This window comes from Rhodoferax antarcticus ANT.BR (genome assembly GCF_001938565.1).
Lineage (GTDB): Bacteria > Pseudomonadota > Gammaproteobacteria > Burkholderiales > Burkholderiaceae_C > Rhodoferax > Rhodoferax antarcticus.
The window spans coordinates 14,574-35,280 of sequence record NZ_MSYM01000008.1 but is presented as its reverse complement, the minus strand read 5'-3'; the positions used below and the strand labels follow the sequence as shown (position 1 = coordinate 35,280).

Genomic DNA, 20,707 nt, shown 5'->3' with positions numbered 1-20,707 from the left:
ACGTTAGGCGGGCTTGCGGGATGCAAAGTAGTCGAAGACGGTTGATTCCAACCCTTCAGGCCTGCCAGCGGCAAACCAGGTCAGCGTCATCCACACGGTATACGCCAGTGCACCCAGCGTGATGCCAGTAGCCAAACTCCAGGCACTCCCAGACATCTGTTGTGTCACCAGGTTCACCAAGAGATACATGCCAACCGCACCCACAGCAGGTCGCAACAGTCTTTTGATAGTGGCGCCAAGCGCTACCTGGCAATAAAAACTTGCGCAAAAGGCTGTGACCATGGCATTGACGCTGCTGGCGGTGATGCGCGCCCAGACCAAGCCCAGAAGGTGCATTTGCGGTACCAAAACAAGGCTACACAGCGCAAATACAGCAAACTCGGACCACACAATGTGGTTTTGCAGGCGTGTGTGCCCCCGCAGAATCAGCAGCGTGGAAAGCGGCGACATTAAGAACTGAATCACACCTGCGACGGCAAAGAGCGCAACCAGTGGGGCAGCCTCCTGCCAGCGCGTACCCAAAATGAGGGTGGTGGCAGGCACGGCTACGGCGGCAAAACCCAAACCCACCGGTAGCGTGATGGCATTGACCGCAGATAAGGTCTTGAGGACCGCCTGGTTGGTGCGAACCACATCGTCTTGAATGGTGGACAGCACCGGCAAAAACGCTCGCAGCATGGCTGGCCCGAGTTCGCCGGTGGGCAATTGACCCAGGTCTGCGCCCATGTTGTACAGCCCATATTCACCGGTGGTGCCGATACGGGCCGCAATGAGCTCGTCGCTTTTTCGCAAAAAGAAACCGCCCACCCCGGCCAGCATGAGCCATTTGGTCACCGCCCAGATTTCGGCGATTTTGGTGGTGTTCCAACTGGGTCGGTAAGGGTGCATGACGTAACTCATGATGCAGCCACTGGTGTAGCCAGTAGCGACACCAATGACCAGGGCGCGGTAATCACGCAACAGATAAGCCGCAGCAATGGTGGCGCCTAAACCCATGGATTTGCAGATCAGGTTGTGACGAAATTCAAGCGAAAAATTGAACTCTTTTTGCGCCAGGGTAAAACCGATATTCGATGCACTGCTGATGGCAATGCAGGCGGCCAGTACCCACATTACCGCTTCAACGCGGGGCTCCTGGAAGTACAACGCGCTTGGATGGGCCGCACCCAGCAGAAGCAGGCTGACAACACAGCCTTCCAGCAGCCGCAAAGTCCAAGCGGAATCGACCTCTGCCTCTGTGACGGCACCCTTGCGCAGGAGCGCGGTAGACGCACCAAAGTCCAGCATGGCCTGGATCAAGCCGACCACCAGCATGGACATCGCCACAATGCCGTAATCAGCAGGAAGCAACAAACGCGCGACGATGACGGTGCTGACGAAGCCCATCCCTTTGATCATCCAGCGTGTGCCCACGGCCCACAGCGCGCCATGGATCAGGGCACGCTTTGGAGCGGATGGGTGGCGGTTGGACATGGCCAGATTAAGGCAGGTGGCGGGTCTGCCAGTAAATGAGCGCGCCTTGTAGTTCGTGAAAAAACTCGGTGAAACGCAGGTACGCGATATGCCCGCCAACCCGTTTCAGGACGGGCCAAATGAAGAGGCGTCTGGATTCGCGTTGACTTAAGCCTTTGAAAAAGTACGCGCCGCGGCCTAGCGCATACGAGCGCAGAATATCCTTTTCATCCTGTTTGGTTTGCCGCCTGTGATGATGGAAAACCACGGCGAAGGGCGTGTAGGCGCCGGAAAACCCTGCGATGGATGCCCGCTGCAGCATGTCAACATCTTCTGCCGTCAGCGGCGTTCCAGGGCCCAGTTTGGTGTCAAAGCCGCCCACGACGTCAAAAACACGGCGTCTGAATGCAAAATTTGCCCCATGGATCAGGCCGGGGCTGATGTAACACCCGGTCGGAAAGGCGACTTCATGGTTAAGCGGCTGAATAGTGATCGGGAGGTCTGATGGGTCGAAGAGCAGCACCTTCCCGCCAACATAGGCGATGGATTGATCTTGGAAGCACTGCGTGATGGCATTCAGGTAGTCAGGAGCGGGGTAGCAGTCGTCATCTGTGAAAGCAATGATCTCGCCCTGAGCCACCCGAATTCCAGCGTTTTTGGCGTGTGACACCCCTCTATTTGCTTCGTGCATCACAACGACACGAACTTGCGCTGTCAAAGCAAATTCGGCGATGACATTAGCGGTGTGGTCGGTAGAGCCGTTGTCGACAATCACGATTTCAAAAGTAACGTCTGACGCGAGGCGATTCAGTGCCGCCAAACAGGTCGGCAGCGCAGAGGCCCGGTTGCGGGTACATACAACCAAAGAGATGTGAGGCACGGTTTGACACAACGCGGCACACATAAGGGCTAGCTTTGCCAAAGCAGTTCTGGCTCAGAACTGCTCGGGGGTGCCACAGGCGTTTGGTGTACCGACTCAAGCGCCGACGCCATCAGCCAATGTCTCTGCGCCAGTCGCTTGTAGTCCGCAGGGCAGCTTTGAACCCACTCCAAAACCAATTGGCGAGCCGTGGCCGGAAGTTCTGCTGGCGAGAGCAGGCGTCGATCCAGGTGGTCTGCAAAAGCTGCGTTTTCAATTTTGCCGCGAACCTGGCGAAAGTAGCGCTTGAAGAAGGCGCGCAGGTCTTGGATGCGCCACCACTTGGCCGGGTCGATTTGCCATGAAGCAGTGGGGTGTACGTGGATGCGGTGATCTTCCCAGACATGGCTGCCGGGGTCGAGCGCAAAGCACAAAATGGCACCCATCAGGCTGTCCGTGCGGTACAGCCCAACGGGCAGGCGAATAGGTTGGTCACGCATTTGCCGGATGGTTTCGCCCTTGATGCAACAAAAATTGCCGTGAAATCCGGTGTTGACGATCATGTTTTCCCGTAACGCCTTGGCTGAACGCCCCATGGTGGGTACGCCGGTTCCACCCAAAGCCCGCGTGTTGGCGATGACGGCACGGCTCAGAAGCCCTATCGCATCGGGGTTGAGCCTGACATAACCGTCGATGAAAAAAGCAATGGCTTCACCCGCCCAGATCCGGTGAATGTATTGGTTCCAAGCATTGGCCTTGTCACCCATCGGGATGGACCAGACCTGAACCGCCGGGCTAGCGGCCAACTTGGGCTGTGTAATGTCTCGCCGGTCCAGTTCGGTGACCAGAGCCTTACCCAGTGCGGGGTTACCGTTGACCAAGACGTGGATCACTGCGCAGGAAGCGCCCGACACCAACGCAGCATCCAGCGTCTGCTGCAACTGTGGCAAAGACTCACGGCAGGCAAAAATGACCACAGCCCAAGGTGGTTGGTGGCTACTCATGCGGCGGCAGAATGATATGAAATAAATAGCATTTAGCGCTTATTCCATAAGGTCTAGAGGCCGATTTGTTATAAATTTTCCGGGGCCTTTGCCGCCTGCCGCAAAAAGGCCTCAAACATCAACAGCGTCCACAACGGTGCCGAATGGTCACGCTGGCCGCTGAGGTGCTGGCGCACCATGGTTTGCAGTGTCTGCGGATTGAAATACCCGGTGGCTTCGAGTTGTGGGCCCAGCACCGCTTGCTGCAGGCGCTCGCGCAAGGGGCCGCGCAGCCATTTGGCCAAGGGCACTGAAAAGCCCATCTTGGGCCGGTACAGCACATCGTTAGGCAAGCTTGGCTCAAAGGCTTTTTTCAGCAGCCATTTGCCTTCCTGGCCGCGGATCTTCAGGCTGCTGGGCAGCGTAGCCAGCCATTCAATGAGCTCATGGTCCATCAGCGGTTCACGCACTTCAAGCGAGTGCGCCATGGCAGCGCGATCGACCTTGGTGTTGATGTCGCCTACCAGCCAGGTTTTGTAGTCCAGGTACTGGACCAGCGCCAGCGGGTCGGTGGTGTTGGCGTTGGCGGCGTGCTGCTTGAATACTTCCTGCGCGCGATACCCCGCCAAAGTACGCTTGAACCCAGATGAATAAAGCGCCTCACGCTCATCTAAACGTAGCACAGAGACGCTGTGCAGATAGGCCTGCGTGGAATCGAGGGCCAATGCCTGAAAGGTGGTTTTGGCGCGGAACATGCGCGGCGCCCAGTCCAGCTTGGGGTACAGACGCCCCAGCGCGCCAAAAATAGGCTGGCGCAGGCCCATAGGCAGACTGCTGCGCGCACGCTCTTCTGCCGCGTGCAGGCGGTAGCGCCGGTAGCCGCCGAAACTCTCGTCACCGCCATCGCCTGACAGGGCCACGGTGACGTGTTTGCGTGCCAGCTGGCAAACACGGTAGGTAGGAATGGCCGAGCTGTCGGCAAAGGGTTCGTCGTAGAGCCAAGCGAGCGTGTCGATCAGGTCAAAGTCGTCGCTTTTGACGATCTCCAGATGGTGGTCGGTGTGGTAACGCTCGGCCACCTGCTGGGCAAAGGCGGACTCGTTAAATTTGGGGTCGTCAAAACCGATGGCACAGGTGCGCACCTGGGTGGTGGACACACTCGCCATGGTGGCCACCACCGCGCTGGAATCCACTCCGCCAGACAGAAAGGCGCCCAGCGGCACCTCGGCCATCAGGCGCAGGCGCACTGATTCGTCAAGCCGCGCGCGCAATTCATGCACTGCATCTTCGGTGTTGATCGGGTTGGCAAGCGTAAAGCTCACGTCCCAGTAGGGTTTGGGCTCGGGCAGGCCTTGGCCGTGGCCCAGAGTCAGCGTGTGGGCTGGGGCGAGTTTGTGCGCGCCGGTGTAAATGCAGCGCGGGTCGGCCACATAGCCCAGGGCGAAGTACTCTTCAACTGCCAGTGGGTCGATGCTGCGGACAAAGTCCGGGTGTGCGGTGATGACCTTCAGTTCAGAGCCAAAAATAAAGCTGCCGTCCTGCAGCAGTGCGTAAAACATCGGTTTGACGCCCATGCGGTCGCGCGCCAGGAACAGCGTTTGCTGGTTGCGGTCCCAGACGGCAAAGGCAAACATGCCACGCAGGTGCTGCACACAAGCTTCGCCCCAGGCTTCCCAGGCGTGGATGATGACCTCGGTGTCACTGCGGGTGCGAAAGGTGTGGCCCAGCGCTTGGAGCTCGGTAGTCAGCGCCAAGTAGTTGTAGATTTCGCCATTGAAGACGATGGCCACGCTATTGTCTTCGTTGAACAGCGGCTGCTGCCCGGTGGACAGGTCAATCACCGACAAGCGCCGGTGGCCAAAGGCTAGGCCCGGCTCCAGGTGCAGGCCGAGTTCATCGGGGCCACGGTGCGCCTGCACATTGTTGATGCGCGTCATCAGTTCGGGCGCAAAGTTGCGCTTGCTGCGCGTGTCAAAAAGTCCGGCAATGCCACACATAGGTTCAGTTCGGGGGACGTTGGTTGTGTTGAGTGGCTTCCAATAGGCCGGTGAGCTGCGCGCCGTTGGCCTGCACAAACGCCTGAAGGCGCTGCGCACCCTCGTCGCCCTCACCCTTGTTGGTGTAAAGGATCAACACCGCCGAGTCGTCACCGCGCCCCAGCAGACGCTGCAGCGCACCCTGCAGCTTGGCCTGGGCGTTGCTGGCGGTGAGTTGGCCGTTGACCCAATACACCAGCCAGACGGTCAGGCGGTCTTCACCTGAGCTGGTGTTTACGGATGCTTTTCGCAGCTCACCCTCGCGGATATTGATTTGTTTGCTATTAAAGTTGATGTCTTTGCCGCGATTGGCAACCTGTGCCCAGATTGGGTCATCGGATTGGGCCAGCACGTTGGCTGAACTGACGAGCTTGCGCTGGTAGTTTTGCTGGCGGTAGTAACCCACGTAAACGCCCACGCGTTGCTCGCCCAGCGCGTAGGTGGTGTTGATCTGGGCCGAGGGGCTGTCAAACGCGGGCTGAAACTCAAGGTCAGGTATGGCTTGCGCGGCCCAGCCCGCCGCCAGCTGGGGCGGTGCCACAAGCTGCACGGGCGCATTGTTTTGCGCCTGGTCCAAGCCCCAGCGCGCCGTCAGTGGCAGCGCCACCACGACGGCAGCCAACACGGCCACCAGCGCAAAAGCGGGCGCTGTCGGGCTGGGTTTGCCTGGTAGTGGTTTTCGCTGAGTGACCGCGTCAAGGTCTGCTGCGCTGACACTGGGCTCGGGCTCTGACCAGCGCGCGCCAACGAGAAACATCAGCATGATGACGATGCCAAAAAAAACCCAGCCGTAAATAATGTGGTCCACCCCTGCGGCCAGTTTGTTGCCCGAAAAGTGGCCGAGCATGACGATCATGTAGGCGCGAAGCCAGTTGGCAAGCACCGGGACGATGATCGAGACGATGATGAACAGCACCCGGCGCTTGGTGGACTGGTAGTTCAGGTAGGCAAACAGCGTGCCCACGGTGAGCGAGGCAATCAGGTAGCGCACGCCGCTGCAGGCCTCCACCACCGACCAGTTACCAGACGGAATGACGAACTGCAGCCCTTCGCGGTAAACCGGAATGCCGCTCAGGCGCAGCGCGGTCACGGTGAAGTCAGCCGTCCAATCCATGAGCTGGGGCATGGCGAACTCACCAATAGGCACGGCAAAAAACAAAAAGGCCAGCGCAAAGGCCAGCGTGCGTGTCACCGCCATACCCAGCAGCATCGGGACCAGCAGCGCCAGCATGGTCACCAGGGCCAGCTGCGTCAGGGCGTTGACTGCCACCAGATCACCAAGCAACCAACCCAGACCGCTCAGCAGCAACAGCCCCAACACCCAGAGGCTGGGTTGGGGTTGCAGCAGGGCCAGATGGGCGCGCTTGTGCCACACCATCCAGAGCACGATAGGCACCACCAGAAAACCGTGGGTGAAAGTCTCCGAGCGCCACCAGATGCCGACGATGGCGCTGGCGGTGTCAAAGTACCAGGCGAGCGTCCAGGCAATCAGCAGCGCAAGGGCCAGGCTGGCGGTGGGCCACTGACTGGGTGGATGGCGTTGCGTGGTGGTGCTCATGGCTGGGTAGTGGGGCTTAGATGCTGATCAATTTTGGATAAATGCGCGTGCCAACTGTAATCTTGCAACACCCGCTGGCGGCCTTTGACCCCCACGCTGGTGCAACGCTCTGGGGACGCAAGCAAGGCGCTTACCTGCTTGATAAATTCTGCCGCAGCGTTGGCAGACAGCAGCTCGGTTTCAGGCTCGGCGGTAATGGCCTGTGCGCAGGACGTTGAGGCCACCACCGGGCGGGCCATGGCCATGGCTTCAAGAATCTTGTTCTGAATGCCGCGCGCTACCCGCAGCGGCGCCACCACCACCGCGGCGTGTTGCAGATACGGGCGTACATCATCCACCGTACCGGTCACCACCACCCCAGGCCCGGCCAGCGCCTGCACAGCAGGTGTGGGGTTGCGCCCAACGATGTAAAAACACAGGCTGGGCCAGGCTTGGCGCAGCGCGGGCAGGATGTCGGCCACAAACCAAGTGACCGCGTCGATGTTGGGCCAGTAGTCCATGGCGCCGGTAAACACCAGCGGGATCTGCGCAGGGTCGTTGCCAGACTGCGCGTAAGGTGACAGGCGGGCTGCGTCGGGCGAGAAAAACTCGGCATCCACGCCATTGCTGATGGCGTCCACTTTTGATCCGCTTTCCGGCGCGTGCTGCCTGAACAAGGCAGCTTCGTTGTCGGTGACAAAAAACGAGCGCTTTGCCTGTTGCGCCACCCGCCGTTCAAAGGCCAGCAGGCGTGCGCCTTCACGGTGGTACAGCCATGACAGCGGCCAGCGGTGGTCTGGGGCGTATTGCGTCCATTTGGCCGAATCCACATCGACAAAATCGACCAGCATCGGCGGGCTGGAGCGTGCGTCGATGTACTGCGCCATGACCGATGAAAAGATGACCACCGCGTCGATGTCATGTTGTGCCAGCGTCTGCTGCACCCAGGTTTGCAGACCCGCGTTTTGGTAATAGTGCTGGCTGAGCGACTGTTGGGTGAGCAGGCCGGCCAGGCTGCGCAACTTGGCGGCGCGCGGGTTCAGGCGCGCCACATGCAGGTCTGGGCACAGCGCGCGAACGGTAGCCAGATGCACCTCGTCAGCCGGGTCGTCAATGAAGGTGCCCAGATAAACCTGGTGCTGCTGCGTCAGGTGCTTGAGCAAATGGTACGAGCGCACCTTGTCACCCTTGTTGGGCGGGTAGGGTAGGCGGTGCACCAAATAAAGTAGCTTGCCCATGGCGTGTGTCAGGCCAGGTTACGCACGATGAATGGCCCCAGCCAGTTGGCCAGACCAATGGGCATGCGCCGCCAGGTTTCAATCAGCAGCTTGAATTTGGCGTTGGAGGGGTTGTTTTGCGGAATGCTGTCGCCCTTGTACAGGCGGTAGGCGTAGTGCAATTGGGTCGGCTCAAAGCCCCAGTTCTTCTTGAAGGCGTAAGGGCCGGTGCCCTTCTTGCTGCGGCCGTAGTCAAACACCTTGAGCCCGCGTGAACAGGCTCGGCGCATCAGCTCCCAGTATTTGAAGTCATTGGCGGCCAGATCGCGGGCGGCTTCATCGTCACCCGCATAGTAGGGCAGCACCTCATCGCGGAAGTAAAAGCTCAGCACACTGCTCAGGGGCTTGCCGTCTGGCGAGACCACCGTCAGCACTTCGCAGTCCGGGCCAAACACCGTCATCAGTGCAGTGAAGTATTTTTTGGGCAGGGCGGGTGTGCCATGGCGATGCACGTTGTCGGCAAACAGGGCAAAAAACCGGTCTGCGTTGGCGTCAATGTCGCTGCGCAAGTTGTTTTTAATGCCTTTGCGCACCATGGCGCGCTGCTTGCGCGGAACGGCCAGCATGTTGGCGTCTTCCGTGGGCAAGATTTCCTTGCGGAAGGTGACATACAGGTCTTGCGTGGGCCAGTCGGGGTGGCGGTTGTCTACGCAGCGCAGTTCCAGATGCGCCACACCCAGCTTCTGGGCGATGGCTTGCGCCTCTTGCTCCAGCGCGTCTGCGGCTGCCGTGTTGCTGGCCGCGACACCGCCGTACACGGTAAAAGGCAGGCTGGTCAGCGAGTTGCCAAACAGCCAGCTGTTGATATGGCCCAGTGGCAACACGCCTTCGATGCTGCCGTCAGGGCCTTGCGCATATAAAAAATAACTGTCGTGTTTGAACACCTCGGTGACGATGCGTTGCCAGCCAGAGCGGTGGAAAAACGTGGCGTCAGGGCAGGCCAGCACAAACGCGTCCCAGCGTTGGGCGGTCGCGCTGTCGTCAAGTGTGAGACGTTTGACAGTGGTCATGCTTCAGGAACAGGTCGTCCACACGCCCCCAGCTGAAATCGGTCAACAGACGCTTCAGCCGGGCTTGGGTGTGGGCAATGTTGACGTAATGCCGAAAGCGCGTTTTGGCGCTGATGCCAGCAATGCGTGGTTGCCCGGGGTCGATCTCCCAGGGGTGAAAGTAAAACATGCCAGCCTGTTGGTCACGGCTGTTCACGCGCCGAATCAGCCAGCGCGACACCGGGTAGGGCAGCAGCCGGAAGTAGCCGCCGCCGCTCGACGGGAAATTGCGCTCAAACAGCCGCACCGTGGTGATGGGGATTTCGATCAGACCCGGGCGCACTTCGTAGCTGAAGCGGGGTGAGTCCGGCATGCCGTAGTGGTCGTGCGCAATCGGGTAGACGCTGGAACTGTAGCGGTAGCCGGCTTCCAAGAGCGTGTCATAGGCCCACAAATTACTCTTGCCAATGGAAAAACTAGGAGCACGGTACCCAATCACTGCCTGGCCTGAGAGGTCTTCGAGCATATTTTTGGCAACGCGGACATCTTCCAGGAAGGTGTCCGGTGTCTGGTCACTGGCACGCTGGTGAGCGTAGCCATGGCTGGCCAGCTCGTGGCCTTGCGCCACGATGTCGCGCACCAATTGCGGGTAGCGCTCGGCCACCCAACCCAAGGTGAAAAAAGTGGCCTTGGTTTGGTGCTGGTCAAGCATTTCCAGAATGGTGTCGATGTTGCGCTCGACCCGGCACTCGCGCGTGTCCCATTCGGCACGGGCAATGTGGGGGGCAAATGCCGAGACCTGAAAGTAGTCTTCGACATCAATCGTCATGGCGTTGGTGATGGGCGGTATCGACACGCTGGGTCACCCCTCTTTGTCAGGCGGTTCAACGCTGGCGACTTTGACCAGGCGCTGCAGCATCACCAAAATCTCCAGATTGATGCGCTCCAGCCGCAGGGCGCTGCCTTCCAGACGGCGCAGCCGAATATCGTACTGCTCGGCATTCAGCGTGGCAATCTGCCCGGAGATGGCTTGTCCCAGGCTGGCCGGTAGATGCAACTGTGTCAAATCCACATCCAGCGGCGCGGTGGCATACCCCAGGCCCTGGGTAAAAGAGTCCGTCCAGCCTGGGCCTTCTGGCGCGGGTGATGCGGCGACCGTTCTGATGGGCGCACTCGACTCTTCATTGAGTTCAGTGGTCACTTCATTGACAGCTGCCAGGTCAAAAGTGTCTTTGTTGGCCAGAAAACCCGACAGCAGCAAGCGGTCGCACAGCAAGTTGACGCGCCGGGGAATGCCGTTGGTGGCTTTAAAAATGGCTTCAAAAGCGGCTTCGTCAAAGCTCGGCCGCTCGGGCTTGCCACCGGCGCACTTCAGGCGGTGCTCAATGTAGCCCTGGGTTTCCGCCAGGTCGAGCGGGCCAATATGGCAGGTAGCGGTCACCCGCTGGCGCAGTTGCTGCATGCCCGGGCTTTGCAAAATGGACCGGAACTCGGGTTGGCCAATCAAAAAAGTTTGCAGCAAGGCCTGCTGGCCGTACTGGAAATTGGAGAGCATGCGCAACTCTTCCACCGCCCGGTGGGTGAGGTTTTGCGCCTCATCCACGATCAACAGGCAGCGCTTGCCCTGGCTGGTGTGGTTGACCAGAAAGGCCTCTAGCGCCATCAGCAGGTCGGACTTGGAGACGTCTTTCACGCGTACACCAAACGCAGCACCCACCATGCGCAGGGTGTCTTCAGCATCAAGCTGCGTTGTGACCAGATTGGCGGCGACCACTTTGTCGGCATCCAGGCCTTCCAGCAAGCCGCGTACCACAGTGGTTTTGCCCGCACCCACCTCGCCGGTGATCACGATAAAACCCTCGTTACGCATCACGCCATATTCGAGGTAAGCCTTGGCGCGTCTGTGTTGTTTGCTAGCGTAATAGAAGCGTGGATCAGGGTTGATCTGGAACGGTTCGCTGCTTAATCCGAAAAAGTCTGCATACATGGGCTAGAACTGAACATTGAGGTTACCCGTCACCGCTGTCTCGGTGTAAGGGTTGGTGAGGTTGTCAGAGACCACACGGCGCAGGCCCAGCGAAGCCGCTGTTTTTTGACCAACTTTGCCTGTGAGGTTGACGTTCAGAGACTTGAGCGTGGTTTCCTGGGCCGTGGTGCCGCCTGAAGTGTTTTGCCGGGACAGTAGGGCCCCCAACGTGTAATCTGGCGTCAGACGGTGGCTGTAGTTGACGCTAAAGCCGTCTTGATTGACGGTAGCTCCGTTGGACAGGCTATCCACCGCGCTGGTGACTGTATCCAGACGGCTGCTTTCGGTGCGGGTCAGAAAAAAAGTGATGGTGTCACGAATCCCCAGCAAGGAAAAAGACAGGTCTTGCCGACGCTGCAGCGACACGCCCGAAATCAGGAAACTATTGACCACTGGGTTTGTCGGGTTGATGGCATTTGACGGCGGCGTTGCCAACTGTCCCACAAGCAGAGCGTTGTTCGTGCCAATGCCCACGTAACCATTTTGGTTAGGTGTGACAGAAACATCCCGGCTGTCAGAAAACCGCCACAACGTACGCGCGCTGCGGTGCTCAAAGCTCCAGTTGTGGGTGTTACCAAACGAGCGTTTGCCGCTGACAGCCGACAACGTGGTTCGTTCCGAAGGGCGCCAGTTCAAGCCCACGCTGCTGGTGTTGTAGCTTTGTTTGTCCAGGCTGGTGTAGTTGTTGGATTCCTGGCCGGCGTTGGCCGACACGTTGACCTGCGGTGTGATGGCATAGGTCAGCCCCAGGCTGTAGTTGTCAGACTCGGTGGCGCGTCCGGCGTTGTAGCTCACTTGCTGGCGCGCAACATCTGCCGCCCAGCCCAGACTGCGAAACGCCGACGCGTTGCTGACCCTCACCACGCTGTTGGTGCTGGCGGTGTTGGAGGCAGTGGCGTTGTCGGCAGAGGTTACCGAGCGGGTGATGCGCGCCTCGTAGTTGGCAAAGCTGCCGAAGCGTCCTTTGACGTAGGGCGACAGGCGGTAATTTGCCACCTCGGTTTGATTGGCGTTGATGGCTGTGTTGTTGACGGACTGGGTGCCAAACGCAGAGATGGCCTGCTGCGAGATATTGCCGCTGAAATCAAGGTAGGCCCAGTTATCGATGGCTTCCAGGGTACCAAAGGTGTTCAGCGCATTTTGCTGTCGGGTGCCAGAACTGCCCTGGGCGTAGTAAATTTCGTTCAGCGAATAATCAAAATAAGTTTTGAGCCGCGCACCTTGAATGCTGATGCGGATACCCGGACTGACTTCGGTGATTTGATCAGACTGCGGGTTGTTACCTTGTAACGCCACGTTGTTGGTCAGGGTTTCGGTCACCGATACGCGCGGCACGATGGAAATAGTCCGCGCGGTATCTTGCGCCCAGGCCGCGGGTAATGGCAGCAGCACCAGCGCCGCCGTAGGTAAGGTCATGCGCAGTGATTTCATGCTGCCTGCTCTTCTGATCGGCCGTAGCCGTAACCACCGCCATAGCCATAGTTGTAGCCATAACCACCCTTGAACAATGAGCTCGAGCGGTTGAGCAGCAGCAGTTTGACAGGGCATGCGTCAATGGTCGCCAAGGCTTGCTTGACTTCAGACTGCAACGTTTTGCCCGCGTGCACCACCAGCACCACCTGGCCCATGTGGGTGGCGAGCACGCGCGATTCGGTGGTGATCAACAACGGCGGCGAGTCAAACACGATGATGCGGTCCGGATAGCGCGCCGCCATGTCTTCCAGCAGCCTGACCATGGCATCACTTGCCAAAAGCTCTGTAGCGCGCGGGTGCGGTGTGCCGCTGGGCAGAATAGTCAGTTTGTCGACGTTGGTCTTGAGCAATACGGACGACATGTCCATGGTGTCATCTAGCACCAGGTCAAGCAGGCCCGGCCCGGCAGGCAGGCCCAGCATGCGCATAACCGATGGCCGCGCCACATCAGCATCAACCAGCATCACGGTGTTGTCCAACTCGGTGGCAATGCTCATGGCCAGGTTAATGGCGGTGAAGCTCTTGCCCTCACCGGGCAAAGCGCTGGTCACCATGATCAGGTTGCCGTTGGCCAGGATGGAAGCGCCCTTGCCCATGGCGTTTTTGATCAACGGGCGTTTGATGACACGGTATTGATCTGCAATCTCGGAACGCGGCGAATTGGGGTCGATGATGCCTGCGTCTGCCATGGCAGCCACATTTAACTCAACCCGGCGTGACGTCACCACCGGTTTTTCAAGCGGTGGCGGCTCTGCCGGAGCGACTTTTAAAATGGCTGCTGCAGTGGGTGGGGCGGGTATGTCGACACCGGCCTGGCGCAGTTGTTCCAGTCGCCTGGCTGCCTGTTCAATCAAGCTACTCATAGGTTCATCCTGCCTGCTTGGACATCAGAAAAAGCGCCGCCATGCCAATGCCGAAGACAACGATCAAGGCGCTGGTAGCGGCTAAAAACTTTATCAACTCTGATTTGCGCCGTTGCGCGCCGCCGTCATCTACCACCAAAGACACTACCCCCAGCAAAGGCAGGCCCAGCGATTCGCTCATCGCATACGCGTCGTAATACACCGCACGGAGTTGGCTTAACAGGAAGGTGACCCCAAGACCAGCGCCTAGTGCGGCCAGCAAGGCCAGCGGCATCAGCAGCAGGCGGTTGGGTGCAACAGGTTTAGGTGAGGCACGGGGTGGGTCAATCAGGCGGAAATCTGCCACGCCGGTAGCACTGTCAAGCTCACCAGACATGGCTGCCGACTCGCGCCGCGACACCAGGTCGTTGTAGTTCTTCTTGTTGATTTCGTAGTCGCGGTTGAGTTGGGCGTATTCGGCCTCAATCTGGGGTGCCACTTTCATCGCCTCGAGCGACTTGGTGTAGCGCGCGTCGTACTCTGCCACACGGGCGCGCAAGGATGCCACCAGCACTTCTGATGTGGCCATGACCCGGCTGATCTCCTGGTAGGCCAGGCTGTTGTTTGCGGGGGTTGACGTTGGGTTGGCCAAGGCTGCTTTACGCAACTCGGCAATCTCTTTGCGCTTCTGGTCTTCCAGGTCTTTGATCAGACGACGCGCGCCAACCACGTCAGGATGTTGCTCAGTGAAACGTTGCAGCAGGGCATCGAGATTGCGCTTCTGTGCGTCGATGCGGGCATCAATCTCAGGGGTGGAAATAGCACCCGAGTTATCAGACATTAGGTTTTTGGACTGGGTGGCGCGCTCCAGATCCAATTGCCTTCTTGCGGCATCACGGGCGTTTTCAGCCTCGCGCAGTTCCAGCCGGGCTTGACGTAGCTGTTCGCTAATGCCACCGAGTTGCCCGGCCATGTTAAGTTCACCGGTGGATGACTGCAGTTCAATGTTGCGCAACTTGAACTCTTTCAGCCGTGCCTCAGCTTCTTCGAGTTTGGCGACATAAGTCTTAATCTGCTCATCAATGAATTTTTTAGCGGCATCGGAGTCTTGGCGCGAGGTGCCCATGCTGGACTCGACAAAAATCGACACCAGCGACTGCACCACCTTCTTGGCCCGCTCAGGACTGGTGTCGCGATAGGCCAGTGTGTAAATGTTGTCGCGGCCAACGGTCTTGATCTGCAGCGTTTTGCTCACCTGGTCAATCAGGGCGTCTTGCTGGGCCTTGGAGGTCTCTCCGAGGTCGAGATCGGCCATGCGGATCAGCTTCTCGACATTGGGGCGGGTGATCAGCGTGCGGCTAAGCATCATCACTTGTTGTTCGACATTGGGTTGCACCGCCAGGCCCGACATCAAAGGTTTCAGAATGGACTGGGTATCGACATAAATACGCGCAGATGCCTCGTACTTGTCTGGCACCGACATCACGGTCATCACACCGATGATGGCCACCACCCAGGCGGCGATCAGGCCGCGCCAGCGGTGTTTCCACATGCCTCTGGCGATGGTCGTCACCTGGCTAATCAGCTCATCCATGGGGGAGGTTCTTTTTGATCAAGGGACATGCGTCGCAAAACAAACCAGGCTCACTGCAGGCCTGGTAGGTGGGTGGAAAAATTAAAACCAGCCTTGGGGAATGATCAGCACGTCACCCGGCTTCATTTCGACGTTGGCCGAGATGTCACCGCGTTTGATCAGGTCTTTCAGGCGCACCGAGTAGCGTTTGTCACCCTCGGCTGCGCGCGTGATGGAGGCCCCATTGCCATCGGCAAAGTCGGTCAGCCCGCCCACCGCGATCATCACGTCGAGCAAGGTCATCTTTTGCTTGTAAGGCAGGGCTTGCGGCTTGGCGGCCTCGCCCACCACACGAATCTGTTCGCTGTAGGGGCCAATAAACCCGGTCACGATGACCGTCACTACTGGGTCACGCACCAGCTTGCTCAGAGCTTTTTCTACATCGCGGGCGATCTCGATGGAGGTCTTGCCCTGCACCACCAACTCATCCACCAGCGGGGTAGACAGCTTGCCGTCCGGGCGAACCGGCACTGACATTGACAGTTCCGGGTTTCGCCAGACGATGATGTTCAGGTTGTCGCCGGGGCCAACGATGTAGTTGTAATCAGGTGTAGCCGCCGCCGCCGGGGCTGCCGGGTAGTTGGTGCTGGCGCAACCCGCCAGCCAAGCGGCTGCCAAGCCGGTAACGATGATGCGGCCAAGCCGCTTAGAAACAGATACGGTGGAAAAGAAGCTGTTCAAAATAAATCTCCTGGGTGGAGCCAATGCAAGACGCGGGAAGCCGACAAGAGCGGATGTTAAGGCAATATAACGCAAAAAGGCTGCAAGTCTGCAGCGGAAAACGGACCTGTTGCCGCTTGAGATCTTGTGTTTACGAGCAGGCAAGTGACGGCGGGCCTTGGCTACATCACCAAAAAAGCCGCAGGCGGCAGTATCGGAATTAACCGCCATGGATGCATGCATGTGAGATGCGGGTCACTTGCCACGATCAATTCAGCCCTCACTTCCCAGGCCAGAGCGAGAAACTTGTCGTCTTTCGGTTCAGTGCACTCCTGAGTGGGTTCTTTGACTACGACCATCTTGAGATGTTCGGTGAGGCCTTGCAAAAAAGCCTGTCGTTGCACGATGCTGGCGTAACGATCGAATTTGGAGCGCATCAAAACCGCTTCTAGCTCAGACAGGGTTTCTGCACATGCATACACCTCGTGGTGGCGCAAAGCACGCTCCAGCGCCGTGGCAGGCACTGACTGTGGCCGGATGGCGGCGCTAATTAACACGCCGGTATCAATAATGATGGGTCTACCGAAGCGCATGAGCCAGTTGCGTCACATCGTCATCAGTCAAGCCATTCTCAACTGGCGCGGCGCCCTGCTCACTGGCCAGACTGGCGCGGTATTGCGCATACCAGCGGCTAGCAGCATCACGCCGTGTTTGCAGGTCGCTCAATTCCCGCATGTCTTGGTTGCAAACCACTTAAGCCACCGGCCGTCCGCGCCGGGTAACTTGCACCGGCTCGCGCTGCGAGCGGTCAATCAGTTCGCCAAACCGGTTTTGTGCTTCTACCGAAGTAACTGTCAGCATCATGAACCCCCTAAAGTGGCTGAAATAGCTAGAAAGCGCGTCTTAGCCGTTTCATGTATGGCTGCCTAGCGTTTCAGCCACTCATAATCCATTTCTTTGGGTGTTACTATCGTGTTACTTTTCTTGGAGATTGCCATGTCCGCCACCACATCACTGAAACTGCCAGACGCTTTGAAGGCCACCATTGCCAAAGTTGCTGCGTTCGAGGGCAAGACGGCCCATGCCCTGATGGTGGACACCCTGCAATCCGCTATGGACGACGCGCTGGTGCGTCAGCAGTTTTATGCCGATGGCGAGGCATCTTTTCAAGACACCTTGCGCACCAACGCCGTCTTTGGCGCTGCAAATGTGAAAGCCTATGTCACCGCCCGTGTCACGGGTAGCAAACCGCGCAGGCTGAAGCCGCAGCGCCTGGACGGCACCAAGCCCATGACCATAGCGCATGACTGAGCTGGTTTACACCGGAGAGGCGCTGGTTGACTTGGAAAGGCCCAGCGACTTCTTGCTGGCGTCTGACCCGCAAGCCGCACAAGATACTGCTACGTTGATTTTTGATGCGCTGGAAATTCTGGCGCAGCACCCCGAGATAGGTCGCAAAGTCCACTTTGGGCAGCGCGAACTGGTGATCTCAAGGGGACGAAACGGGTATCTGGCGCTGTATCGATTTTTGCCCCACATTGATCGCATTCTGGTGCTGGCACTGCGGCATCAGCGCGCGGCAGGATACAAGAGCTTGTAGATCAATGCGAGCCTGGCCTTTTTTTCTCATTAATTCCCTGGCTGCTTGCCGCGCAACACCGGCCGGATGAATTTGAGCAGCAGTTGCTGCAGCGGGTTGGCATTGCCAAACGGCCGCCAGGTGTGTTTCAGCTTCTGGTGGTAAGCATCAAACTGCATGCCCCACGGTGCTGCCCTGACCGTGCCGCGCTTGAGCAGCACCTTGAGCACCTCGGTCCCCATGACACCTGCACACATGTCGCAGGCCATGATGGTCGATGGACCGCGTTTTTCCTGAAAATTGACCGCTTCGGGCGCTACCAGATAGTCGCGATTCAGCATGGCGGGCGATAAACCGGCGATGAAACGGGCGTATTGTTCTTGCGGCGGGTGGCCTTCCACCTTGAAATAGTCTTCAAAACTCATGCCGGTGGGGCTGAAGTAAAGAAAAGCGACACCCATGCCCAGCGGCGCGGCTGTAAGCGCTGGGATGCCTTTTTCGCGGCACTTGGCAAACACCATGCGCCGGGCGGGTAGGGCAAAAAAGTCCAGTCCGTCCACATACACATCCACGTCTTTGAGAAAATCGTCCACGTTCTCGGGCGTGACGCCTTGTGGAAACAGGCGCAGCGTCGTCTCGGGGTTGATGTCTTGCGCCAGCCGAGCGATGGTGTCGATTTTGGGCTGGCCCATAAAAGGCATGAACGCACCGGCCTGGCGGTTCATGTTGTGCACATCAAAGTCGTCAAAGTCTGCAATGTTGAAACGCGACAGGCCCAGGCGGCTGAGCGTTAGCAGATGTGCGCCGCCAACGCCGCCCAGCCCGGCAATGGCCACGCGAGCTTGGCGCAGCTTGGCTTGCTCGGCAATGGTTAGCCAGCCGATGTTGCGGGAGAAGGCGCGGTTGTAGTCAAATGGAATTGATTTTTGCATATGACTGATATGGAGAGATTCATGACACTGACATTGTGCATGGGGCTTGACCCCAAAACCAGCGCTTGCTGGGTGTGGCCTTATAGTGGCTCGTTATGAGTAGCGAGACATTAGCCCAAATTCTTGATCTGGCACGCTGGGCGCCGAGTGGCGACAACACCCAGCCGTGGCGGTTTGAGATCGTGAACGACCTGCAGGTCAGGGTACACGGCTATGACACCCGGGATCACGTTCTTTATGACTTTGACGGCCACCCCAGCCACATCGCCCATGGCGCCTTGCTAGAAACCCTGCGCATTGCTGCAACTGGCTTTGGCCTACTAGCGACTTGGACGGTGGCATCCGAAGGGGATCACCGTGCCCCCGTCTACACCGTGCAACTGACACCAGTTGCTGGCTTGGCGCGTGATCCCTTGTTTGACAGCATTCAGAATCGCATTGTTCAGCGTCGTCCCATGCAAACCGTGCCGCTCACCGTAGCACAGCGCATAGCTTTGATCAGCGCTGCAGGGGGCGATTACGAGGTGCAACTTTTCGAAACAACGAAGGAGCGGTGGCAGATGGCCAGTTTGCTCTGGCGTAGCGCCAAAATCCGCCTGATCTGCCCCGAAGCCTACCCGGTGCACAAAAGCGTCATCGAATGGGGCGCGCGCTTCAGCAAGGACCGCATTCCCGAAGAGGCGGTTGGTGTTGACCCGGTAACCGCGCGGCTAATGAAGTGGGTGATGCAAAGCTGGAGTCGGGTCGATTTTTTCAACCGTTACCTGATGGGTACGATTGCGCCGCGGCTACAACTCGATCTGCTGCCCGGCTTACGCTGTGCAGCGCATGTTCTGGTGCTGCCCTTACAGGCACCCACAAAATTGGAAGACTGGGTGCGCTTGGGTATGGCTGTGCAGCGCCTCTGGCTCACTGCGACACAGCAGGGTCTGCATTTGCAGCCGCAGATGACGCCAGTAATCTTTCGCTGGTATGCACGCGCTGGCCGACGCTTTTCGTCGGATGCCAGCCTGGTTGACGCGTCGCTGGCTGTGGCCAGTGACTTTGAGCGTTTGGTGGGCAGCCAGCCTGCGGATCCCTTTGGCTTTTTCGCCAGGGTGGGTACCTGCCGAATGCCTGTTAGCCGGTCGATCAGACGCGATGTGGTTGAACTGATGAAAGAGAGAAATGATTCGTAAAAGGCGGGTATTGTTCTTCTCAGAAGCTGTGACCCTTGCGCACGTGGCTCGGCCAATGGTTCTGGCGAAAAGCCTGGAATATGCAGGTCATGAACCTGTTATGGCCTGTCATGACCGTTACAAACGCTTTTTGCTGAATCAAACTTGGCAAGTATTGCCTTTAGGCAGTATCAGTAGCGAGCAGTTTCTTCATCAATTAGCTTTAGGAAAGCCGGTTTACAGCGCTGAAACATTACGTAGCTATGTGAAAGAAGATATAAAACTCATTGATCGTGTGAAACCTGACCTGATCGTGGGTGACTTTCGGCTGTCACTTTCTGTGAGTGCGCGGATCGTTGGGATCCCTTACGCGGCAATCACGAATGCTTACTGGAGTCCTTTTTGTCGTCACAAGTCCTATCCGTTACCGGTTTTGCCGCTGACGCGATATTTTCCTCTGCCAGTGGCGCAGTTTATTTTCGACGTTTTCAAGCGCAAGGCTTTTGCTTTGCACTGCAAGCCACTGAATCAGGTGAGAAAAGAGTATGGGTTGACGCCAATAGAGCCTGATCTGCGGTGGCTTTACACCGACGCGGATTTCAGCTTGTATGCCGATTGTCCCAAGATGTTTCCGATGGAGTCCATGCCTGATAGACACCATTTTTTAGGTCCAGTTCTGTGGTCGCCGCCCGTTACCGATCCGGTTTGGTGGAATCAACTTCCAGCAAGCAGGCCCATCGTTTACCTTACTTTGGGAAGTTCGGGCTCACCCAATGTGATGCAACTGGTGGTTGATGCCTTGGCAAGCCTGCCAGTGACGGTGATGGCTTCAACCGCCGGTGCTCCACTGCCTGGTATCGCGCCGCCAAATCTTTTTACGGCGGATTACCTGCCTGGGTGTGAGGCTGCTGCAAGGTCTAATCTCGTTATCTGCAATGGTGGCAGTCCAACCAGTCAACAAGCTTTGGCATGTGGTGTTCCCGTGTTGGGTATCCCCAGCAATATGGATCAATTCATGAACATGGCCGCTGTGATTTGCAGCGGTGCGGGTGAGATTATTCGAGCGGATCGTGTGCGAAAGCATTCTGTTCAAGACGCAGTCACCCGACTGATTTCTGAGCCAGAGCGTCGTCATCAAGCAAAACAGTTGGCAAAGTCGTTCTCTGACTTTGACTGTGGCAAATTATTTTGCCATTTTGTCGACAAAGTCTGCTGAAAAAAGCCTCACAGACTCGGCTGCCGGTTGCGCCGTTTCAATTGAACTTTTGAATC

21 protein-coding genes are annotated in these 20,707 nt (G+C 58.0%); 4 read left to right on the top strand and 17 right to left on the bottom strand.

Translation table 11 applies throughout. The annotated features are described in order from the left end of the window. Nucleotides 1-3: 3 nt before the first annotated feature. From BLL52_RS05115 to BLL52_RS19915, 16 genes are all read right to left on the bottom strand, one after another. Complete coding sequence (locus BLL52_RS05115; protein ID WP_075585643.1) at nt 4-1,473, bottom strand: lipopolysaccharide biosynthesis protein; 1,470 nt, start codon at nt 1,471-1,473, stop codon at nt 4-6. A gap of 7 nt (nt 1,474-1,480) precedes the next feature. Then, complete coding sequence (locus BLL52_RS05110; RefSeq protein WP_075585642.1) at nt 1,481-2,356, bottom strand: glycosyltransferase family 2 protein; 876 nt, start codon at nt 2,354-2,356, stop codon at nt 1,481-1,483. A gap of 5 nt (nt 2,357-2,361) precedes the next feature. Next, nucleotides 2,362-3,315 (bottom strand): hypothetical protein, encoded by a 954-nt coding sequence (locus BLL52_RS05105; protein ID WP_075585641.1) that lies wholly within the window; start codon nt 3,313-3,315, stop codon nt 2,362-2,364. 68 nt (nt 3,316-3,383) lie between these two features. Then, a complete protein-coding gene (locus BLL52_RS05100; RefSeq protein ID WP_075585640.1) occupies nt 3,384-5,291 on the bottom strand; it encodes an XrtA/PEP-CTERM system amidotransferase in 1,908 nt (635 codons plus the stop codon). Between the two features lie 4 nt (nt 5,292-5,295). Beyond that, on the bottom strand, nt 5,296-6,888 hold the full coding sequence (xrtA, locus tag BLL52_RS05095; protein ID WP_075585639.1) for an exosortase A: 1,593 nt from the start codon (nt 6,886-6,888) through the stop codon (nt 5,296-5,298). Continuing rightward, on the bottom strand, nt 6,885-8,105 hold the full coding sequence (locus BLL52_RS05090; RefSeq protein ID WP_075585638.1) for a TIGR03087 family PEP-CTERM/XrtA system glycosyltransferase: 1,221 nt from the start codon (nt 8,103-8,105) through the stop codon (nt 6,885-6,887). The genes xrtA and BLL52_RS05090 overlap by 4 nt, the downstream gene beginning before the upstream one ends. An 8-nt stretch (nt 8,106-8,113) precedes the next feature. Further along, nucleotides 8,114-9,154 (bottom strand): FemAB family XrtA/PEP-CTERM system-associated protein, encoded by a 1,041-nt coding sequence (locus BLL52_RS05085; protein ID WP_075585637.1) that lies wholly within the window; start codon nt 9,152-9,154, stop codon nt 8,114-8,116. Next, nucleotides 9,126-9,962 carry an XrtA system polysaccharide deacetylase gene (locus BLL52_RS05080; RefSeq protein WP_075585876.1) on the bottom strand — a complete coding sequence of 279 codons (837 nt, stop codon included), beginning with the start codon at nt 9,960-9,962 and terminating at the stop codon, nt 9,126-9,128. Before BLL52_RS05080 ends, BLL52_RS05085 begins: the two co-directional genes overlap by 29 nt. Nucleotides 9,963-9,995: 33 nt before the next feature. After that, nucleotides 9,996-11,120 carry an XrtA/PEP-CTERM system-associated ATPase gene (locus tag BLL52_RS05075; protein ID WP_075585636.1) on the bottom strand — a complete coding sequence of 375 codons (1,125 nt, stop codon included), beginning with the start codon at nt 11,118-11,120 and terminating at the stop codon, nt 9,996-9,998. A gap of 3 nt (nt 11,121-11,123) precedes the next feature. Continuing rightward, on the bottom strand, nt 11,124-12,590 hold the full coding sequence (locus BLL52_RS05070) for a TIGR03016 family PEP-CTERM system-associated outer membrane protein (RefSeq protein ID WP_075585635.1): 1,467 nt from the start codon (nt 12,588-12,590) through the stop codon (nt 11,124-11,126). After that, nucleotides 12,587-13,495, bottom strand: coding sequence for an XrtA-associated tyrosine autokinase (locus BLL52_RS05065; protein ID WP_075585634.1), 909 nt, complete (start codon nt 13,493-13,495; stop codon nt 12,587-12,589). The genes BLL52_RS05070 and BLL52_RS05065 overlap by 4 nt, the downstream gene beginning before the upstream one ends. A gap of 4 nt (nt 13,496-13,499) precedes the next feature. After that, a complete protein-coding gene (locus tag BLL52_RS05060) occupies nt 13,500-15,068 on the bottom strand; it encodes an XrtA system polysaccharide chain length determinant (protein ID WP_075585633.1) in 1,569 nt (522 codons plus the stop codon). Between the two features lie 81 nt (nt 15,069-15,149). Next, nucleotides 15,150-15,740 carry an XrtA/PEP-CTERM system exopolysaccharide export protein gene (locus tag BLL52_RS05055; protein WP_075585875.1) on the bottom strand — a complete coding sequence of 197 codons (591 nt, stop codon included), beginning with the start codon at nt 15,738-15,740 and terminating at the stop codon, nt 15,150-15,152. Nucleotides 15,741-15,949: 209 nt separating this feature from the next. Continuing rightward, on the bottom strand, nt 15,950-16,360 hold the full coding sequence (locus tag BLL52_RS05050) for a putative toxin-antitoxin system toxin component, PIN family (RefSeq protein ID WP_075585632.1): 411 nt from the start codon (nt 16,358-16,360) through the stop codon (nt 15,950-15,952). Beyond that, a complete protein-coding gene (locus BLL52_RS20715; RefSeq protein WP_156876185.1) occupies nt 16,347-16,502 on the bottom strand; it encodes a hypothetical protein in 156 nt (51 codons plus the stop codon). Before BLL52_RS20715 ends, BLL52_RS05050 begins: the two co-directional genes overlap by 14 nt. A gap of 18 nt (nt 16,503-16,520) precedes the next feature. After that, nucleotides 16,521-16,628: a type II toxin-antitoxin system Phd/YefM family antitoxin gene (locus BLL52_RS19915; RefSeq protein WP_083633816.1), complete on the bottom strand. Its 108-nt coding sequence runs from the start codon at nt 16,626-16,628 to the stop codon at nt 16,521-16,523. A gap of 135 nt (nt 16,629-16,763) precedes the next feature. On the opposite strand from BLL52_RS19915, the gene BLL52_RS05040 reads away from it, so the two are divergent. Together BLL52_RS05040 and BLL52_RS05035 are read left to right on the top strand one after the other, a co-directional pair. Further along, nucleotides 16,764-17,078, top strand: a complete 315-nt coding sequence (locus BLL52_RS05040) for a hypothetical protein (RefSeq protein ID WP_139313304.1) — start codon at nt 16,764-16,766, stop codon at nt 17,076-17,078. Beyond that, nucleotides 17,071-17,367, top strand: coding sequence for a type II toxin-antitoxin system RelE/ParE family toxin (locus BLL52_RS05035; RefSeq protein WP_075585630.1), 297 nt, complete (start codon nt 17,071-17,073; stop codon nt 17,365-17,367). Before BLL52_RS05040 ends, BLL52_RS05035 begins: the two co-directional genes overlap by 8 nt. Nucleotides 17,368-17,396: 29 nt before the next feature. Here the strand turns inward: BLL52_RS05035 and BLL52_RS05030 are convergent, their stop codons facing one another. After that, nucleotides 17,397-18,278 carry a ThiF family adenylyltransferase gene (locus BLL52_RS05030; RefSeq protein ID WP_075585629.1) on the bottom strand — a complete coding sequence of 294 codons (882 nt, stop codon included), beginning with the start codon at nt 18,276-18,278 and terminating at the stop codon, nt 17,397-17,399. Nucleotides 18,279-18,373: 95 nt separating this feature from the next. Between BLL52_RS05030 and BLL52_RS05025 the strand changes: the two genes are divergently transcribed. After that, nucleotides 18,374-19,456: a nitroreductase family protein gene (locus tag BLL52_RS05025; protein WP_075585628.1), complete on the top strand. Its 1,083-nt coding sequence runs from the start codon at nt 18,374-18,376 to the stop codon at nt 19,454-19,456. Next, nucleotides 19,446-20,651: a glycosyltransferase gene (locus BLL52_RS05020; protein WP_075585627.1), complete on the top strand. Its 1,206-nt coding sequence runs from the start codon at nt 19,446-19,448 to the stop codon at nt 20,649-20,651. The genes BLL52_RS05025 and BLL52_RS05020 overlap by 11 nt, the downstream gene beginning before the upstream one ends. Nucleotides 20,652-20,707 lie beyond the last annotated feature (56 nt).

Bases quoted from the DNA above. Each gene is read 5' to 3' on its own strand.
- BLL52_RS05115 (WP_075585643.1), bottom strand. From the start codon at position 1,473: ATGTCCAACCGCCACCCATCCGCTCCAAAGCGTGCCCTGATCCATGGC.
- BLL52_RS05110 (WP_075585642.1), bottom strand. From the start codon at position 2,356: ATGTGTGCCGCGTTGTGTCAAACCGTGCCTCACATCTCTTTGGTTGTA.
- BLL52_RS05105 (WP_075585641.1), bottom strand. From the start codon at position 3,315: ATGAGTAGCCACCAACCACCTTGGGCTGTGGTCATTTTTGCCTGCCGT.
- BLL52_RS05100 (WP_075585640.1), bottom strand. From the start codon at position 5,291: ATGTGTGGCATTGCCGGACTTTTTGACACGCGCAGCAAGCGCAACTTT.
- xrtA (WP_075585639.1), bottom strand. From the start codon at position 6,888: ATGAGCACCACCACGCAACGCCATCCACCCAGTCAGTGGCCCACCGCC.
- BLL52_RS05090 (WP_075585638.1), bottom strand. From the start codon at position 8,105: ATGGGCAAGCTACTTTATTTGGTGCACCGCCTACCCTACCCGCCCAAC.
- BLL52_RS05085 (WP_075585637.1), bottom strand. From the start codon at position 9,154: ATGACCACTGTCAAACGTCTCACACTTGACGACAGCGCGACCGCCCAA.
- BLL52_RS05080 (WP_075585876.1), bottom strand. From the start codon at position 9,962: ATGACGATTGATGTCGAAGACTACTTTCAGGTCTCGGCATTTGCCCCC.
- BLL52_RS05075 (WP_075585636.1), bottom strand. From the start codon at position 11,120: ATGTATGCAGACTTTTTCGGATTAAGCAGCGAACCGTTCCAGATCAAC.
- BLL52_RS05070 (WP_075585635.1), bottom strand. From the start codon at position 12,590: ATGAAATCACTGCGCATGACCTTACCTACGGCGGCGCTGGTGCTGCTG.
- BLL52_RS05065 (WP_075585634.1), bottom strand. From the start codon at position 13,495: ATGAGTAGCTTGATTGAACAGGCAGCCAGGCGACTGGAACAACTGCGC.
- BLL52_RS05060 (WP_075585633.1), bottom strand. From the start codon at position 15,068: ATGGATGAGCTGATTAGCCAGGTGACGACCATCGCCAGAGGCATGTGG.
- BLL52_RS05050 (WP_075585632.1), bottom strand. From the start codon at position 16,360: ATGCGCTTCGGTAGACCCATCATTATTGATACCGGCGTGTTAATTAGC.
- BLL52_RS20715 (WP_156876185.1), bottom strand. From the start codon at position 16,502: ATGCGGGAATTGAGCGACCTGCAAACACGGCGTGATGCTGCTAGCCGC.
- BLL52_RS19915 (WP_083633816.1), bottom strand. From the start codon at position 16,628: ATGCTGACAGTTACTTCGGTAGAAGCACAAAACCGGTTTGGCGAACTG.
- BLL52_RS05040 (WP_139313304.1), top strand. From the start codon at position 16,764: ATGTCCGCCACCACATCACTGAAACTGCCAGACGCTTTGAAGGCCACC.
- BLL52_RS05035 (WP_075585630.1), top strand. From the start codon at position 17,071: ATGACTGAGCTGGTTTACACCGGAGAGGCGCTGGTTGACTTGGAAAGG.
- BLL52_RS05030 (WP_075585629.1), bottom strand. From the start codon at position 18,278: ATGCAAAAATCAATTCCATTTGACTACAACCGCGCCTTCTCCCGCAAC.
- BLL52_RS05025 (WP_075585628.1), top strand. From the start codon at position 18,374: ATGAGTAGCGAGACATTAGCCCAAATTCTTGATCTGGCACGCTGGGCG.
- BLL52_RS05020 (WP_075585627.1), top strand. From the start codon at position 19,446: ATGATTCGTAAAAGGCGGGTATTGTTCTTCTCAGAAGCTGTGACCCTT.